Raw genomic sequence first — 15,357 nt, forward strand, 5'->3', positions numbered from 1 at the left:
GCGCGGGTCTGCGAACGGAGCATCATGAGCAAGCCCACGCCCATCTCCGGCTTCCCGGAGTGGACGCCCGCCCAGCGGATGATCGAGCAGTACGTCCTGGACCGGATCCGCGACACCTTCGAGCTGTACGGCTTCGCCCCGCTGGAGACCCGCGCGGTGGAGCCGCTGGACCAGCTGCTGCGCAAGGGGGAGACTTCCAAGGAGGTCTACCTGATCCGCCGGTTGCAGGCCGACGCCGACGGCCCGGCCGGCGACGACTCGCTCGGCCTGCACTTCGACCTGACCGTGCCGTTCGCCCGCTACGTGCTGGAGAACGCCGGCAAGCTGCAGTTCCCGTTCCGCCGCTACCAGATCCAGAAGGTGTGGCGGGGCGAGCGGCCGCAGGAGGGGCGCTACCGCGAGTTCCTCCAGGCCGACATCGACATCGTCGACCGGGACACGCTGGCCGCGCACCACGAGGCGGAGATGCCGCTGGTGATCGGCGACGCGCTGCGCTCGCTGCCGATCCCGCCGGTGCGGATCCAGGTCAACAACCGCAAGATCTGCGAGGGCTTCTACCGGGGTGTCGGGCTGACCGACCCGGAGGCGGCGCTGCGCGCGGTGGACAAGCTCGACAAGATCGGCCCGGCGAGGGTGGCCGAGCTGCTCGCCGAGACGGCCGGGGCGAGCGAGGCGCAGGCCAAGGCGTGTCTGGCGCTGGCCGAGATCTCCGCCCCGGACGCCTCCTTCGCCGACGCGGTGGCCGCGCTGGGGGTGAGCGAGCCGCTGCTCGACGAGGGGATCGAGGAGCTGGTCCGGGTGGTGGAGACCGCCGCCGCCCACTCGCCCGGGCTCTGCGTGGCCGACCTGCGCATCGCCCGTGGCCTGGACTACTACACCGGCACGGTCTACGAGACCCAGCTGCTCGGCTACGAGAGGTTCGGCTCGATCTGCTCCGGCGGCCGGTACGACAACCTGGCCAGCTCCGGCGCCACCCGCTTCCCGGGGGTGGGCATCTCGATCGGGGTGACCCGGCTGTTGGGGCTGCTCTTCGGCGCCGGCGCGCTGTCGGTGTCGCGGGACGTGCCGACCTGCGTGCTGGTCGCCGTGACCAACGAGGAGCGGCGCGGCGACAGCAACCGGGTGGCCGAGGCGCTGCGCGGGCGGGGCGTACCGACGGAGGTGTCGCCGAGCGCGGCGAAGTTCGGCAAGCAGATCCGCTACGCCGAGCGGCGGGGCATCCCGTACGTCTGGTTCCCGGGCGCGGACGGCGCGGCCGACGAGGTGAAGGACATCCGCTCCGGCGAGCAGGTCACCGCGGCGGCGGGGGAGTGGGCGCCGCCGGCGGCGGACATCAGGCCGCTGGTCAGCTGAGACGTTACTGGCGCGTACGGGCGATCGGACCTACGGTGGCGTAAGCTACGCCACCGTAGGGAGACCGTCGTGACCGCACTCAGCCAGACCGCGTTGCTGCTCGAACTGGAACCCGTCGTCGAGACGAACCTCGACCGGCACCTGTCCATCGCCAAGGAGTGGTTCCCGCACGAGTACGTGCCGTGGAGCGACGGGCGCACCTTCGACGGGCCGCTGGGCGGCGAGGCGTGGTCGGAGAGCGACTCCACCATCCCCGACGTGGCCCGTACGGCGCTGATCGTGAACCTGCTGACCGAGGACAACCTGCCCTCGTACCACCACCAGATCGCCACCCTGTTCGGCCGGGACGGCGCCTGGGGCACCTGGGTGCACCGGTGGACGGCCGAGGAGGGGCGGCACGGCACGGCCATCCGCGACTACCTGACCGTCGCCCGGGCCGTCGACCCGGTGGCGCTGGAGCGGGCCCGGATGACGCACATGTCCGCCGGCTACCGCAACGCGCACGACGAGGAGATGCTGCACTCGCTGGCGTACGTCTCGTTCCAGGAACTGGCCACCCGGATCTCGCACCGCAACACCGGCCGAGCGGCCGGCGACCCGGTGTGCGAGGCGCTGCTGGCCCGGGTCGCGGCGGACGAGAACCTGCACATGGTCTTCTACCGCAACCTGCTGGGCGCGGCCTTCGAGGTGGCGCCCGGGCAGACGATGCGGGCCGTCGCCGACGTGCTGGCCGACTTCCAGATGCCGGGCAGCGGCATCGACGGCTTCGCCCGCAAGTCCGTGGCGATCGCCCTCGCCGGCATCTACGACCTGCGCCAGCACCGCGACGACGTGGTGGCCCCGGTGCTGCGCCAGTGGGACGTCTTCAACGTCGCCGGGCTCGACGCCGACGGGGAGGCCGCCCGCGACGAGATCGCGGCCCACCTCGACGACCTGGAGCGCGCCGCCTCCCGCTTCGAGGAGAAGCGCGACGCCCGCGCCGCCCGCCTCGCCGCCCGCTGACCCCGCCCACGCCGCCCCGCCCGCCGCCCGCCTCACGCCGCCCGCCGCCCGCCGCCCGCCTCACGCCGCCGCCCCACGCCGCCGATCTTGCACTTCGCGCCCCTACGAAAGCCGCAACTCGGGCGTGCGCAGGGCCGAAAGTGCAAGATCGCGCACGGTTGGACGCGCGGCGGGCGGGCGGGCGCGGGCGGGGCGGGCGGGCGCGGGCGGGGCGGTGGGGGTTACCAGGCGAAGCCGGCGGCGTAGGAGGTGCTGGCCAGGACGCGCTGTCCCGAGGCGTTCGGGTGGAAGTAGTCCCAGGTGGAGAGCTGCCCCAGGGTGAACGGGTAGCCGAACACGGCGTTGTCGTCGAAGTCGCAGTTCGGCCCGTACGCGGCGCAGGCCTGGGCGAGCTGCGTGTTGTAGTCGATCACCCGTTGGCGGACCCGGTCGCGCCGGTCCACGTCCGCCTGGGCGGTGGAGGTCGGGTTGGCGAGCATCGACTGGCAGACGTTGAACAGCGACCAGGCGGTACGCGCGCTGCCGCTGCTCCTGCCGACGGACCAGAGCCGGTGGATGTCCGGCACGCTGATCAGCTGGACCCGGGCGGCGGGCAGCCCGGCCTTGAGGCGGCCGAGCGCGGCGTCGATGTTGGCGCGGTACGTGGCCACCGGCGTCATCGCCGCCTCCGTGCCCGTGCAGGCGTCGTTGGCGCCGATCAGCATGGTCACGTAGTCCACGCCCTGGCTGACGGCGGTGCCGGCCTGGGCGTACATGTCGGCGGACTTGGCGCCGCTGCGCGCGTCGTTGTGGTTGCGTCCGCCGATGGCCGCGTTGGTGGCGCGGATGCGCAGGTAATGGCTGTCGACGGTGGAGTTGTCGCCGGTGCTGAAGGAGCGCGAGGTGCAGTCGACGTACCAGCCGCAGGCGTTGAAGCCTCGGGTGATCGAGTCGCCGAGGCTGGCCATCGAGTCGGGGGCGGGGCCGGGGTCGGCGGCGGCCGGGGTGCCGGCGAGCAGGACGAGGGAGGTGAGGGCGGCGAGGGATGCGAGCAGCCGTCGGACGGGCTTCATGGTGACCTCCGGATCGCGGGGTACCGGATGGTGGGACGGTGGACCGAGCGTATAGATGTGTCTGAGTGTCCACAATGTTTCGGGCAGATGGCCGGCGCAGCCGGGGCGAAAAGGACAAAGTCGGGTCTTGCCTACTCACTTAAGTATGTGAATACTTCAGTGAGCTCGGCTGGTTCCCCCAGGCCGGACGGGCTGATCCAGGCCCCTGTCACCCCGACGAGGGCCCGAGACCCCCCTCCCTGGAGGTTGTTACATGCGACCCACGAGGTCCTCGCTCCGTCGTGCCGCCGTCGTCGCTGCGGCCGGCGCCATGGTCGCCGGCTCGCTGATCGGCGCGCCCGCCCAGGCTGCACCCTCGTTCGCTTCGCCCGACGCCGCCGCCAGCCTGGCCGAGCGCCTCGGCGACCGGTCCGCCGGCACCTACGCCGACGCCAACGGCAAGATGGTCGTCACCGTGACCGACGCGCTCGCCGCCCGTCAGGTCAGCGCCGCCGGCGCCACCCCGAAGATCGTCGAGCGCGGCGCCAGCGAGCTGGCCCGGGCCACCTCGGAGCTGGACCGCTCCGCCAAGATCCCCGGCACCGCGTGGTGGACCGACCCGGCCACCAACCAGGTCGTCGTCTCCGTCGACAGCACCGTCACCGGCGCCAAGCTGGAGCGCGTCAAGGCCGCCGCCGAGCGGATGAACGGCGCGATCCGGATCGAGGCCGAGGCCGGCGTGCTCGGCACCCGCATCTCCGGCGGCCAGGCCATCTACGCCGGTGGCGGCGGCCGCTGCTCGCTCGGCTTCAACGTCCGCAGCGGCAGCACCTACTACTTCCTGACCGCCGGGCACTGCACCAACATCTCGGCCAGCTGGTACAGCAACTCCGCCCAGACCAACCTGCTGGGCAGCCGCACCGGCAGCAGCTTCCCCGGCAACGACTACGGCATCGTGCGGCACAACAACTCCGCCAACGCCGCCGGTAACGTCTACCTCTACAACGGCAGCTACCGGGACATCACCGCCGCCGGCAACGCGTACGTCGGCCAGTCGGTGCAGCGCTCCGGCAGCACCACCGGCCTGCGCAGCGGCTCGGTGACCGCGCTCAACGCCACGGTGAACTACGCCGAGGGCTCGGTCTCCGGCCTGATCCGCACCAACGTCTGCGCCGAGCCGGGCGACAGCGGCGGCTCGCTGTTCAGCGGCACCATCGCCCTGGGCCTGACCTCCGGTGGCAGCGGCAACTGCCGCACCGGCGGCACGACCTACTTCCAGCCGGTCGGTGAGGCGCTGAGCCGCTACGGCGTCAGCGTCTTCTGATCCATCGCACCGCAACGGGCCGCCGGGTGAACCCGGCGGCCCGCCGCGTGTCCGGCCCCGTTCGCGGGACCGGACGGTGCCGGTCGGGGTACGTTGCGCCCGGTGAGCGCCCCCGTGACCCCGCCCGCCGACGCCTCGCCGTCCGCCTGGGCCCCGCTGCGGCTCGCCGCGTTCCGCAGCCTCTGGCTGGCGGTGCTGGCCAGCAACGTGGGCACCTGGATGCAGACCGTCGGCGCGCAGTGGCTGCTGGTGGGGGAGGCGAACGCCTCGACGCTGGTGGCGCTGGTGCAGACCGCCAGCATGCTGTGCTCTACGCCGCCGTGCTGGTGGTGCTCGCCCTGGCGCCGGGCCCCGTGCCGGTCGCCCTGGCCCTGGTGCCGGCCGGCATGGCCTGGATGACCGTGCTCTCCAGCGTCAACGCCGCGATGCAGCTCTTCCTGCCCGGCTGGGTGCGCGCCCGCGGCCTCTCGGTCTAACAGATGGTCTTCGCCGGCGGGCAGGCGCTCGGCGCGCTCGCCTGGGGCGCGCTCGGCGAGCTGACCAGCCTCGTCGTCGCGCTCGCCGTGGCGGCCGGGGTGATGGCGGTCGGCGCGGCGACCGTGCCGCTCTGGCCGCTGCGCGAGACCGGGGGTCTGGACCGCGACCCGGCGATCTGGTGGCCCGAGCAGCACCTGACGCTGCCGGCCGACCCCCGCAGCGGACCAGTGCTGGTGACCGTCTCCTACACCGTGCCGCCGGAACGGCAGGCGGAGTTCGTCGCGGCGATGCGGCTGGTGGGGACGGTCGCGCCGGCGTACCGGGGCGATCCGCTGAGGGCTGTTCCGCACGGGCGAACGGGAGGACGGCTTCGTCGAGGTCTACCAGGTGCCCCCCTGGGAGGAGCACCTGCGCCAGCACGGCGGGCGGCTCACCTGCGCCGACCGGGGGATCGAGGAACGCGCCCGGGCGCTCACCGTCGGCGAGATCGCGGTGAACCACCTCCTGCCCGCCGACCCGCGGGACTGATGGTCCCGGCGGGCGACCACCCGCCCGGCACCGCCGTCAGCGGCTGAGCCCGGCGTCGGACAGGACGGCCACCCCGCCGCCCAGGTCGCACTCCACCGTCAGCGTGAGCAGGTCGGCCCCCTCCACGGAGAAGGACAGCGACTCCGCCGGTCGGGACATCGTGGTCGTCCGGCCCGGTCGGGGTTGCCGGGTCAGGGTGTCGTCGGGCTCCCGGACGGTCACCACGGCGCTGATCCGCACGACGGACTCCGGGTCCTCGCCCGGCGGGTACCAGGCCCGGAAGGTGGTGGAGAAATCCAGGTAGCGGCGCTTGAGCGGATAGCTGACCGAGCGGCTGCGGTCCTCGCCGTCGTTGGTCGGGCAGGAGAGCACGACCGGATGCGGCAGGTCGGCGCGACCGGCCAGCGCGCGCGGCAGCGGTAACAGGTAGGGACTGCCGGCCTCGGGCGTCAGCGCGTCGAGGTACGTGCGGCCGGTGGGCCCGGGGCCGGGGGTCGCGGGAGTGGTGCCGGGCGCGCTGGTGCTCGTCGTCACCCGGGTCGGGGTGGGGGGCGGCGTGGGCTGCCGATCCTGACCCTGCCGGGGCCACTGCCAGGCGAGCAGGGCGACGAGCAGGCTGGCGAGGCCGATCGCCGCGCCGGTCTTCTCGCCGGGCGTCAACCCGCGTCGGCGGCGGGGGGAATCCGTGCCGGGTACCGGCTCGGTCATGGGAGCTCACCTGCACAAGATCGATGGGGGCGGTTCATTATCCCGACTCGGCGGTGACGCGGGGTTTTCGGCGGGTGACGGTTTACCGACAGCGATCTTGCCGGCTTTCTGGGATAAATGCGCCCCGTGCCCGGCGTGCGCCGCGCATCAGGCCCGGGCGGCGGCCGAACGGCCACCCCGACGTGAGGAGCCACGAGATGACCTCGGAACAGCAGGGTCGCCCGGTGCCGCCGCCCCCCGGCCCGATCGGGCCGGCAGCGCCGAAATCCGCACGCGGCAGCCGGTGGCCCCTGGTGGCGGTGGGGGCCGCCGCGCTGGCGGTCGTCCTCGGCCTGCTGGCCACGGTGCTGTCGCTGCGGGCCCTCGACCAGGCCAACGACGCCCGGGACATCGCCCGGGCAGCCGGCGCGGGACGCACCGCCGCCCCGCCGCCCGGCACCGACGCGCCGTCGGGAGCGCCCACCGCGCCGGCGTCCGAACCCAGTGGAGCGGAGCCGCCCTCCGGGCCGACGCCCGACGGGAGCGCGGAACCGTCGCTCAACCCGCAGACGCAGTACAAGGAGAAGTACGTCGACGAGCGCCTCACGCTGCGGGCCAACTGCGGCAGCGACCTCGACATCGACCTGGACAAGCCGGAGGTGCGGGTCACCGACGGCGAGGAGCTCCGGTTCACCGCCCGTTGCGGCGGCGACTCGTCGTACTTCAACCTGGCCGCGGGGGCGACGGGAGCCCAGGTGGACGCCGTGACGCTCGGCGCCGCGGACTGCAACGAACGGATCGTGAAGGGCTCGATCGGCCAGGACATCAACGTGCCCGCCCGCAAGGGCGTGGTGCTGTGCGTCAAGACCTCCATCAACGAGGCGCAGGAGCGCGGGGACACCTGGAAGATGGCCCTGGTGCAGGTGACGGACGTCAACGACGACGGCACGGTGGTGCTGACCGCGAAGGCCTGGGACATTCCGCTGTAGGGGCGGGAACGGACCCGCGTCGCCGGCCGGACCCCCACCTCCCCTCACCCCGCAACGGGGTGCGGGGGAGGGCTGACAGAATGCCAGGGGTAACGGTGTACCGCAGATGAGGAGACGCGAGTCGTGATCCGTACCCATGACGCCGGCAGCCTGCGCGCGACGGACGCCGGCACCACGGTGACGCTCGCCGGGTGGGTGGCCCGCCGGCGCGACCACGGCGGCGTGATCTTCGTCGACCTGCGCGACGGGTCGGGCGTGGTCCAGGTGGTGTTCCGCGAGGAGGACGCGCACGCGCTGCGCAACGAGTTCTGCGTCCGGGTGACCGGCGAGGTGACCCGCCGCCCCGGGGGCAACGAGAACCCGGAGCTGCCTACCGGCGAGATCGAGGTGACCGCCGCCGAGCTGGAGGTGCTCTCCGAGGCGGCGCCGCTGCCCCTGCCGGTGGACGACCAGGTCGAGGCCGGCGACGACATCCGGCTGCGCTACCGCTACCTGGACCTGCGCCGCAGCGGCCCGGCGAAGGCGATGCGGCTGCGCTCGCGGGCCAACCAGCTCGCCCGCACCGTGCTGCACGAGCGGGACTTCCTGGAGATCGAGACCCCGACGCTGACCCGCTCCACCCCGGAGGGTGCCCGCGACTTCCTGGTGCCGGTGCGCCTGCAGCCCGGCAGCTGGTACGCGCTGCCGCAGTCGCCGCAGCTGTTCAAGCAGCTGCTGATGGTGGGCGGCATGGAGCGGTACTACCAGATCGCCCGCTGCTACCGGGACGAGGACTTCCGTGCCGACCGGCAGCCGGAGTTCACCCAGCTCGACATCGAGATGTCCTTCGTCACCGAGGACGACGTCATCGACCTCGGCGAGGCGATCGTCTCGGCGCTCTGGAAGGACCTGGCCGGCCACGAGATCTCCCGGCCGATCCCGCGCATCACCTGGCACGACGCGATGGCCCGGTACGGCTCCGACAAGCCCGACCTGCGCTACGGCGTCGAGCTGACCGAGCTGACCGACTACCTGCGCGGCACCGGGTTCCGGGTCTTCGCCGGCGCGATCGACGCGGGCGGCTACGTCGGCGCGGTGGTCATGCCGGGCGGCGCGGCGCAGAGCCGCAAGGAGCTCGACGGCTGGCAGGACTGGGCGAAGGCGCGGGGCGCGCGCGGCCTGGCGTACGTGGTGCTCGACGCCGAGACGGGAGAGGCGCGCGGGCCGGTGGCGAAGAACCTCTCCGCCGAGCACCTGGGCGGGCTGGCCGACGCGGTCGGCGCGAAGCCGGGCGACGCGGTCTTCTTCGCCGCCAGCACCGACACCCGCGAGGCGCAGGAGCTGCTCGGCGCGGCCCGGATCGAGATCGCCAAGCGGGCCGGCCTGGTCGACGAGAGCGCCTGGGCGTTCTGCTGGGTGGTCGACGCGCCGATGTTCGAGAAGACGGACGAGGGCGGCTGGACGGCGGTGCACCACCCGTTCACCTCGCCCAACTCCGAGTGGGTGGACCGGTTCGAGGAGGCGCCGGACCGGGCGCTGGCGTACGCGTACGACATCGTCTGCAACGGCAACGAGATCGGCGGCGGCTCGATCCGTATCCACCGTGGCGACGTCCAGCAGCGGGTCTTCGACCTGCTCGGCATCACGCCCGAGGAGGCGCAGGACAAGTTCGGCTTCCTGCTGGAGGCGTTCAAGTACGGCGCCCCGCCGCACGGCGGCATCGCCTTCGGCTGGGACCGGGTCTGCATGCTGCTCGCCGGCGCCGACTCGATCCGCGAGGTCATCGCGTTCCCGAAGACCCGGGGCGGCTTCGACCCGCTGACCGGCGCGCCGACGCCGATCACCGCGCAGCAGCGCACCGAGGCCGGCATCGACGCCAAGCCGAAGTCGGCCGCCGCGCCGCGGACCGGCACGGCCGGCCCGGCCGCCCCGGTGGCCGACCCGACCTGACGTGACCGACCCGGCTCCGGGTCCCGCACGATCCGACCGGCCCGCGTCATGATGACGCGGGCCGGTCGGCCGGTGGGGGAGAGGAGAACGACGTGACGCTGCTCGTGGTGGGGGCCAGCGGGTACCTGGGCGGCGAGGTCTGCCGGCAGGCCGTGGCGGCCGGGCACCGGGTGGTCGGGACGTACCACTCGGCCGGGATCGACGTACCGGGCGTCGAGGCGCGCCGGCTCGACGTGACGGACCGCCGCGCGGTGGGCGAGCTGGTCGCCCGGGTCCGCCCGGAGGCGGTGGTGGGAACCCCCTACCGGTACGGCGAGTGGGCGGTGACCGCCGACGGGGCGGCCAACGTCGCGTACGCGGCGGCCGAGGCGGGGGCGCGGCTGGTGCACCTCTCCAGCGACGCGGTGCACGCCGGCCGGCCCGAGCCGTACGGCGACGACGAGGCGCCGGAACCCGTCTTCGCGTACGGTGCGGCCAAGGCGGCGGCGGAGACGGCCGTGCGCGCCATCGACCCGGGTGCCGCGCTGGTACGCACCTCGCTGATCGTGGGCGACGAGCGGAGCAAGCAGATCCGCCTCTGCCTGGACGCGCTCGCAGGCGGGGCCACGCTCTACACCGACGAGGTCCGCTGTCCGGTGCACGTGGCCGACCTGGCCGGCGCCGTCCTGGACCTGGTCGGCAACCAGTACGCCGGCCTGCTGAACGCCGGTGGCGCGGACGGCGTCAGCCGCGCGGAGCTGGGCCTGCTGGTGGCGGCGCGCTTCGGCCTCGATCCGGCCGGCCTGCGGACCGCCCCTGTCGCGTCGTCGGGCCTGGTCCGCCCCGCCGTGGTACGCCTCGACTCCTCCCGCGCCGCCGCCCTGCTGCCGACCCGGCTGCGCGGCGTCCGCGAGCTGCTGGCGGCCTGAACCGCTCCGACAGCCCGGCGTCGCGGGGCCGCCCGTCCCGGGCCACCCCCGAATGCGGATGCACACTTCCTGTGCACAACTATTGTGCACAGGAAGTGTGCAGAAGTATTGTGCCAGCATGGAGAACGAGGAGCCGAACGGGCCGCCCGCCCCGCGTACCGTCCACCTGGATGCCCGGCAGGTGCGTACGCTCGCCCACCCGCTGCGGATGCGACTGCTCGGCGCCCTGCGGATGGACGGCCCGGCCACCGCGACGGCGCTGGCCGAGAAGCTGCACACCAACACCGGCGCCACCAGCTACCACCTGCGCCAGCTCGCCGAGGTGGGGCTGGTCGCCGAGGACACCGAGCGGGGCGGTGGCCGGCAACGCTGGTGGCGGGCCGCGCACGACATCAGCAACTTCGAGCCGACCGACTTCGACGACGACCCGGACGCCCGGGCGGCGGTGCAGTGGATCCAGGCCGACCAGGTGCGCCTGCTGGGCGAGCAGGCCGAGCGCTGGATGGCCGCCGAGCACTACCACTCCCGTGCCTGGCGGGACGCCGCCGGCATGAGCGACGTCCTGCTGACGCTCGGCCCGGCACGCCTGCGCGCGCTCAACGAGGAGCTGTGGGAGCTGCTCGCCCGCTACCGCGACGATGCGGTGCCGGACGAGCCGGAAGCGAAGTCCGTGCTCGTCTTCCTGGCCGCGTTCCCCGTGCTCGAGGAGGGGCGGTGAGCACGCTCTCCGTACGCCAGGTCCGGCGCCGCTTCCTGGTGCTGCACGGGCTGCGCTGGCTGCCCACCGGCCTGATGGTCCCCGTGATGATCCTGCTCATGCAGGAGCGCGGCCTGACGCTGTCCGAGATCGGGCTGGTCATCGTCGCCCAGGGCCTGGTCGTGCTGGCGCTGGAGCTGCCGACCGGCGGCCTCGCCGACGCCCTCGGGCGTCGCCCGGTCCTGGTGGTGGCCTGGCTGGTCAACCTCGCCTCGCTCGCCATCTTCGCCGTGGCCGACTCGTTCGCGTTCTTCTTCCTGGTCTGGGCCCTGCAGGGCGTCTTCCGGGCGCTCGACAGCGGCCCGATGGAGGCCTGGTACGTCGACGCCACCCTCGCCGCCGACCCCGACGCCCACTACGAGTCGGGCCTCGGTCACGCCGGCACGGTCGTCGGCGTCGCCATGGGCGCGGGCGCCCTGCTCGGCGGCGGCCTGGTCGCGCTGGGGCCGATCGGGCCGGTCAGCGCGCTGACCGTGCCGGTGCTGGTCGCGATCGCGCTCCAGGCGGCGGCCCTGGTCGCCCTGCTGGTGCTGCTGGTCGAGACCCGCCCGGGCAGGGAAGCCGGCGCGCTGCGGGCGTCGGTCGCCGAGGCGCCCCGGATGGTCGGGCAGGCGTTCGGGCTGCTGCGCCGCTCGCGGGTGCTGCTCGCCCTGGTCTGCGTGGAGCTGTTCTGGGGCTTCGGGATGGTCACCTTCGAGTCGCTGCTGCCGGTCCGGCTCGCCGAGGTGGTCGGCGACCCCGACCGGGCGGCGGCGCTGCTGGGGCCGGCCAGCTCGGCGGCGTGGCTCGCCGGTGCGGCCGGTGCGGCGCTCACCCCGCTGCTGCTGCGCCGGCTGGGTGCGGCGCCGAGCGCCGCCCTGCTGCGGATCGTGCAGGGCGTCACCATCGTCGGGATGGGACTGCTGGCCGGCCCGGTCGGGGTGCTGGTCGCCTACCTCGCCTGCTACACGGTGCACGGCGCGTCCAACCCGCTGCACATGGGGCTGCTGCACCGGCAGGTCGACGGCCCGTACCGGACGAGCGTGCTCTCGCTGAACTCGATGATGGGCCAGCCCGGCTTCGCCCTCGGCGCCGTCGGGCTCACCGCGCTCGCCGACGCCGTGAGCGTCAGCGCCGCGATGCTGGTCGGCGCCGTCGTGCTGGCCCTCGCCGCCCCGCTCTACCTGCCGGCCTGGCGGGCGGGCCGCCGCGCCCCGGTGCCGGGGTCGCCCCCGGCGGGGACCCCGTCGGCGGCCCGTCGGGCGAGGCCCCGCCGGAGCGGCGGGCGGAGGTCGGTACGGCCCCGGCGTCGGCCGGCGTGCCCGGCGCCTGACGCCCCGGCGGATCCGACCACCCGCCGCCGGCCCGACGCCGCGCCGCCGAGCGGGGGCGGCCGGCGGATCAGGCCAGCCGCACCGAACTGCGGGCCAGGCTCCGCGTGAAGCCCAGGCGCCGGTAGAGCCGGAGCGCACCGACGTTGGCGGTGTAGACGCCCAGCGCCACGGTGTCGTGGCGGGCGAACAGGGCCCGGGTCATCGCGGCGGTCAACGCCGCGCCCAGCCCTCGGCCCCGCCGGTCGGGGGCGACGGTCAGACCGGCGAGGAAGCCGGTGTCGCCCCGGCTGCGGTCCGCCCCGCACGCGACGATCCGGTCCCCGTCCCGGATGCCGTACCAGTCGACGACCCGCGGGTCGCCCGGGCGGGAGGTGGTGGTCGGGAACGCCGCGTCGATCAGGGCGGTCAACGCCGGGTGGTCGGCCTCGGTGAGCCGGACGACCCGCTCCTGCCCGGGCTGGTGGGGCGGCGCGGCCGTCGTCCAGAGGAAGTCCCACTCGTCGTGCCGGGCCACGGCCAGCCGGCCGGTCAGCACCGCCGGGCCGAGGCGCGGCAGGTGCAGCCAGTGACCCGGCCCGAGGGCGCCCCGCCCGACCAGCTCGGCGAACATCCCGACCGCCGCTGCGGGGGCGCCGAACGCGCCGCCCGGGGGGCCGTGCTCCACCGGGGCCAGCCAGGCCACCGCGTCACCCCGTCGCCAGCCGCGCGGCTGCTCACCGCGCGGGAGCGCGTGCCGGACGTACGGGTGGTGGTCGGTGGCCGCCAGGATGGCGTCCCGCCCCTCCAGGACCTGGTCGGTGACGATCATGCCGTGAGCCTAGAACGCGGGACGAGCTCCGGCAGGCGGGCCCGCCTCCGGATCGACCGAGCCGGGCCGTTCCACGGTGGAGATTGACGAACGGACCGATTGGGTACATCCCGGCCGACCCACTGGGAACCCCCACCGGAGGAACGACATGCTCGCCATTCTCGCGGCGATCGTCTTTGGCTTCGCCCTGCTGATCGACCTGCTGGACACCAACTTCGGCGCGCCCGACCTGTTCAACGTGCACACCCTGCTGATGCTGGGTCTGCTGCTGCTCTCCCTCTACCTGGCCGGGGTCGGTCGCGGCCCGCGCGGCGGGGGCGGCGGGGGTGGCGGCCGCTGGTACCGGGGCCGGCGTCCCGGTCGCGGCTGACCGTAACCGATCATCGACGGCCCGGCCCGAGGCGCGCTTCCGGCGCCATGGGCCGGGCCCGGTACTGTTCTCGCGATGGAGTCCGACGCCCTCTTCTCCCTCGGCGAGCCCGCCGGAGCGCCCTCCGCGCCCGCGGGTTCCCTCGGTGTGGACGGGTTCACGGCGGTGGGGGAGGATTCGCCGCTGCCCGTCCGGATGCGCCCGCGCAGCATCGACGAGCTGGTCGGTCAGGACCACCTGCTCGCGCCGGGCGCCCCGCTGCGCCAGCTGGTCTCGGCCACCGCGCCGATGTCGGTCATCCTCTGGGGCCCGCCCGGCAGCGGCAAGACGACGATCGCGCACCTGGTGGCCCGGGCCACCGACCGCCGCTTCGTCGCCATGTCCGCGCTCACCGCCGGCGTCAAGGACGTCCGCGCGGTGATCGAGACCGCCCGCCGCCAGCGCCGCTCCGGCGGCCCGCAGACCGTGCTCTTCATCGACGAGGTGCACCGGTTCAGCAAGACCCAGCAGGATTCGCTGCTCGCCGCCGTCGAGGACCGTACGGTCACGCTCCTCGCGGCGACCACCGAGAACCCGTACTTCTCGGTCATCTCGCCGCTGCTGTCGCGGTGCGTGCTGCTCACCCTCCAGCCCCTGGACGACGCGGCGGTGCGCGGCCTGCTGCGCCGCGCGGTCGCCGACGAGCGCGGCCTCGGCGGCGCGCTCACCCTGGAGACCGAGGCCGAGGACCATCTGGTCCGCCTGGCGGCCGGTGACGTACGCAAGGCGCTCACCGCGCTGGAGGCGGCGGCGGCGTCCGCCACGGCCCTGGGCGCCGGGCGGATCGACCTCGCCACCGCCGAGCAGGCGGTCGACGTGGCGGCCGTGCGCTACGACCGGGCCGGAGACGCCCACTACGACGTGACCAGCGCCTTCATCAAGAGCATGCGCGGCTCGGACGTGGACGCCGCGCTGCACTGGCTGGCCCGGATGCTGGTGGCCGGCGAGGACGCCCGCTTCATCGCCCGCCGCCTGGTCATCTTCGCCAGCGAGGACGTCGGCATGGCCGACCCGACCGCGCTGGGCGTGGCCACCGCCACCGCCCACGCCGTGGAGTACGTCGGGCTGCCCGAGGTGCAGCTCAACCTCGCCCAGGCGGTGATCCACCTGGCCACCGCGCCGAAGTCCAACTCGGCCACCACCGCCATCGGCGCGGCCGTCGCGGACGTGCGGGCCGGCCGCGGCGGCCCGGTGCCGCGCGGGCTGCGCGACGCGCACTACGCGGGCGCCAAGGGGCTGGGGCACGGGACCGGCTACCGCTACCCGCACGACGACCAGCGTGGCGTGGTCACCCAGCAGTACGCCCCCGACGACCTCGTCGGCGCCGACTACTACCGGCCGACCCCGCACGGCGCGGAACGCGCGGTGGCCACCCGGCTGCCGCTGCTGCGCCGCATCGTCCGGGGGCTGCCGGCACCGGCCCCGCCGGCCGAGGTGCCGGCCCCGCCGGCCACGGGCGGCGCGGTGGGCGACGGCCGGCGGCAGACGGAGACGGGCGGCGACGACGCGGCGCGAGAGAGCGGCAGTGACGCCGCCGGAGAGGGTCAGCAGTGAGATCGCGTGGTTCGGAGCGACCGGAGGACGGCCCCGATGAGCGGCGCGACTCCCGCGCCAAGGGTCGCCGCTGGGGGCGGGGCAAGGCCGAGGCCGAGCCCGAGGAGCCGGTCAGCGGCGAGGAGTTCGGCTGGATCGACGACCTGCGCTCGGCCAAGCAGCAGCGGACCGAGCTGGGGCCGGGCGGCGCGGAGCCGACCCCGCCTCCGGGTGCCTCGACGCCGCCCGGCCCGCCGCCGCACCGCGGCCCCGGCCCGGCCGCCGCGCCCCCGGTACGACGCGGCGAGG

At 74.5% G+C, this 15,357-nt stretch carries 15 protein-coding genes and 2 pseudogenes; 14 read left to right on the forward strand and 3 right to left on the reverse strand.

Annotated elements, in window-relative coordinates:
• Nucleotides 1-24: 24 nt before the first annotated feature.
• Both hisS and V6V16_RS24560 read left to right on the forward strand, forming a co-directional pair.
• Nucleotides 25-1,353, forward strand: coding sequence for a histidine--tRNA ligase (gene hisS, locus V6V16_RS24555; protein ID WP_334565677.1), 1,329 nt, complete (start codon nt 25-27; stop codon nt 1,351-1,353).
• 69 nt (nt 1,354-1,422) lie between these two features.
• The gene (locus V6V16_RS24560; protein ID WP_334565678.1) at nt 1,423-2,355 is read left to right on the forward strand and encodes an acyl-ACP desaturase; all 933 of its coding nucleotides are present in this window, start codon (nt 1,423-1,425) and stop codon (nt 2,353-2,355) included.
• A 221-nt stretch (nt 2,356-2,576) separates the two neighbouring features.
• On the opposite strand, the gene V6V16_RS24565 is transcribed toward V6V16_RS24560, so the two are convergent.
• On the reverse strand, nt 2,577-3,407 hold the full coding sequence (locus V6V16_RS24565; RefSeq protein ID WP_334565679.1) for a GDSL-type esterase/lipase family protein: 831 nt from the start codon (nt 3,405-3,407) through the stop codon (nt 2,577-2,579).
• 253 nt (nt 3,408-3,660) lie between these two features.
• On the opposite strand from V6V16_RS24565, the gene V6V16_RS24570 reads away from it, so the two are divergent.
• The 4 genes and pseudogenes from V6V16_RS24570 to V6V16_RS24585 all read left to right on the forward strand — a co-directional run bounded on the left by V6V16_RS24570 (nt 3,661) and on the right by V6V16_RS24585 (nt 5,715).
• Nucleotides 3,661-4,710, forward strand: coding sequence for a S1 family peptidase (locus V6V16_RS24570; protein ID WP_334565681.1), 1,050 nt, complete (start codon nt 3,661-3,663; stop codon nt 4,708-4,710).
• Nucleotides 4,711-4,812: 102 nt separating this feature from the next.
• Nucleotides 4,813-5,109 carry an MFS transporter gene (locus V6V16_RS24575; RefSeq protein WP_334565683.1) on the forward strand — a complete coding sequence of 99 codons (297 nt, stop codon included), beginning with the start codon at nt 4,813-4,815 and terminating at the stop codon, nt 5,107-5,109.
• Nucleotides 5,064-5,423: pseudogene (locus V6V16_RS24580) on the forward strand (MFS transporter); the annotation flags it as partial. The gene V6V16_RS24575 and the pseudogene V6V16_RS24580, both read left to right, overlap by 46 nt.
• Before the next feature lie 151 nt (nt 5,424-5,574).
• Entirely contained in the window at nt 5,575-5,715 is a 141-nt protein-coding gene (locus V6V16_RS24585; RefSeq protein WP_334565703.1) for a hypothetical protein, read from the forward strand.
• A gap of 36 nt (nt 5,716-5,751) precedes the next feature.
• Here V6V16_RS24585 and V6V16_RS24590 read toward each other — a convergent pair whose 3' ends face one another.
• Nucleotides 5,752-6,423 carry a hypothetical protein gene (locus tag V6V16_RS24590; protein ID WP_334565685.1) on the reverse strand — a complete coding sequence of 224 codons (672 nt, stop codon included), beginning with the start codon at nt 6,421-6,423 and terminating at the stop codon, nt 5,752-5,754.
• A 197-nt stretch (nt 6,424-6,620) separates the two neighbouring features.
• Here V6V16_RS24590 and V6V16_RS24595 point away from each other — a divergent pair, with 197 nt between their 5' ends.
• The 5 genes from V6V16_RS24595 (at nt 6,621) to V6V16_RS24615 (ending at nt 12,406) form a co-directional block, all read left to right on the forward strand.
• Nucleotides 6,621-7,391 (forward strand): hypothetical protein, encoded by a 771-nt coding sequence (locus V6V16_RS24595; RefSeq protein WP_334565686.1) that lies wholly within the window; start codon nt 6,621-6,623, stop codon nt 7,389-7,391.
• A 123-nt stretch (nt 7,392-7,514) separates the two neighbouring features.
• A complete protein-coding gene (gene aspS, locus V6V16_RS24600; RefSeq protein ID WP_334565688.1) occupies nt 7,515-9,320 on the forward strand; it encodes an aspartate--tRNA ligase in 1,806 nt (601 codons plus the stop codon).
• A 92-nt stretch (nt 9,321-9,412) separates the two neighbouring features.
• Entirely contained in the window at nt 9,413-10,228 is an 816-nt protein-coding gene (locus V6V16_RS24605) for a sugar nucleotide-binding protein (protein ID WP_334565690.1), read from the forward strand.
• A gap of 118 nt (nt 10,229-10,346) precedes the next feature.
• On the forward strand, nt 10,347-10,946 hold the full coding sequence (locus tag V6V16_RS24610) for an ArsR/SmtB family transcription factor (protein WP_334565693.1): 600 nt from the start codon (nt 10,347-10,349) through the stop codon (nt 10,944-10,946).
• Entirely contained in the window at nt 10,943-12,406 is a 1,464-nt protein-coding gene (locus tag V6V16_RS24615) for an MFS transporter (protein ID WP_334565695.1), read from the forward strand. Before V6V16_RS24610 ends, V6V16_RS24615 begins: the two co-directional genes overlap by 4 nt.
• Here V6V16_RS24615 and V6V16_RS24620 read toward each other — a convergent pair.
• Complete coding sequence (locus V6V16_RS24620) at nt 12,366-13,106, reverse strand: GNAT family N-acetyltransferase (protein ID WP_334565698.1); 741 nt, start codon at nt 13,104-13,106, stop codon at nt 12,366-12,368. The two genes, V6V16_RS24615 and V6V16_RS24620, sit on opposite strands and share 41 nt — an antisense overlap.
• Before the next feature lie 148 nt (nt 13,107-13,254).
• Here V6V16_RS24620 and V6V16_RS24625 point away from each other — a divergent pair, with 148 nt between their 5' ends.
• From V6V16_RS24625 to V6V16_RS24635, 3 genes and pseudogenes are all read left to right on the forward strand, one after another.
• Complete coding sequence (locus tag V6V16_RS24625; protein WP_334565699.1) at nt 13,255-13,476, forward strand: hypothetical protein; 222 nt, start codon at nt 13,255-13,257, stop codon at nt 13,474-13,476.
• A gap of 75 nt (nt 13,477-13,551) precedes the next feature.
• A complete protein-coding gene (locus V6V16_RS24630; protein ID WP_334565700.1) occupies nt 13,552-15,069 on the forward strand; it encodes a replication-associated recombination protein A in 1,518 nt (505 codons plus the stop codon).
• A pseudogene (locus tag V6V16_RS24635) lies at nt 15,066-15,357 on the forward strand (hypothetical protein); the annotation flags it as partial. The gene V6V16_RS24630 and the pseudogene V6V16_RS24635, both read left to right, overlap by 4 nt.

The sequence above is a fragment of the Micromonospora sp. CPCC 205561 genome (assembly GCF_036906775.1).
Taxonomy (GTDB): domain Bacteria; phylum Actinomycetota; class Actinomycetes; order Mycobacteriales; family Micromonosporaceae; genus Micromonospora.

Coding starts and splice junctions, on each gene's coding strand:
- V6V16_RS24620 (WP_334565698.1), bottom strand. CDS start 13,106: ATGATCGTCACCGACCAGGTCCTGGAGGGGCGGGACGCCATCCTGGCG.
- V6V16_RS24565 (WP_334565679.1), bottom strand. CDS start 3,407: ATGAAGCCCGTCCGACGGCTGCTCGCATCCCTCGCCGCCCTCACCTCC.
- V6V16_RS24570 (WP_334565681.1), top strand. CDS start 3,661: ATGCGACCCACGAGGTCCTCGCTCCGTCGTGCCGCCGTCGTCGCTGCG.
- hisS (WP_334565677.1), top strand. CDS start 25: ATGAGCAAGCCCACGCCCATCTCCGGCTTCCCGGAGTGGACGCCCGCC.
- V6V16_RS24590 (WP_334565685.1), bottom strand. CDS start 6,423: ATGACCGAGCCGGTACCCGGCACGGATTCCCCCCGCCGCCGACGCGGG.
- V6V16_RS24630 (WP_334565700.1), top strand. CDS start 13,552: ATGGAGTCCGACGCCCTCTTCTCCCTCGGCGAGCCCGCCGGAGCGCCC.
- V6V16_RS24610 (WP_334565693.1), top strand. CDS start 10,347: ATGGAGAACGAGGAGCCGAACGGGCCGCCCGCCCCGCGTACCGTCCAC.
- V6V16_RS24595 (WP_334565686.1), top strand. CDS start 6,621: ATGACCTCGGAACAGCAGGGTCGCCCGGTGCCGCCGCCCCCCGGCCCG.
- V6V16_RS24625 (WP_334565699.1), top strand. CDS start 13,255: ATGCTCGCCATTCTCGCGGCGATCGTCTTTGGCTTCGCCCTGCTGATC.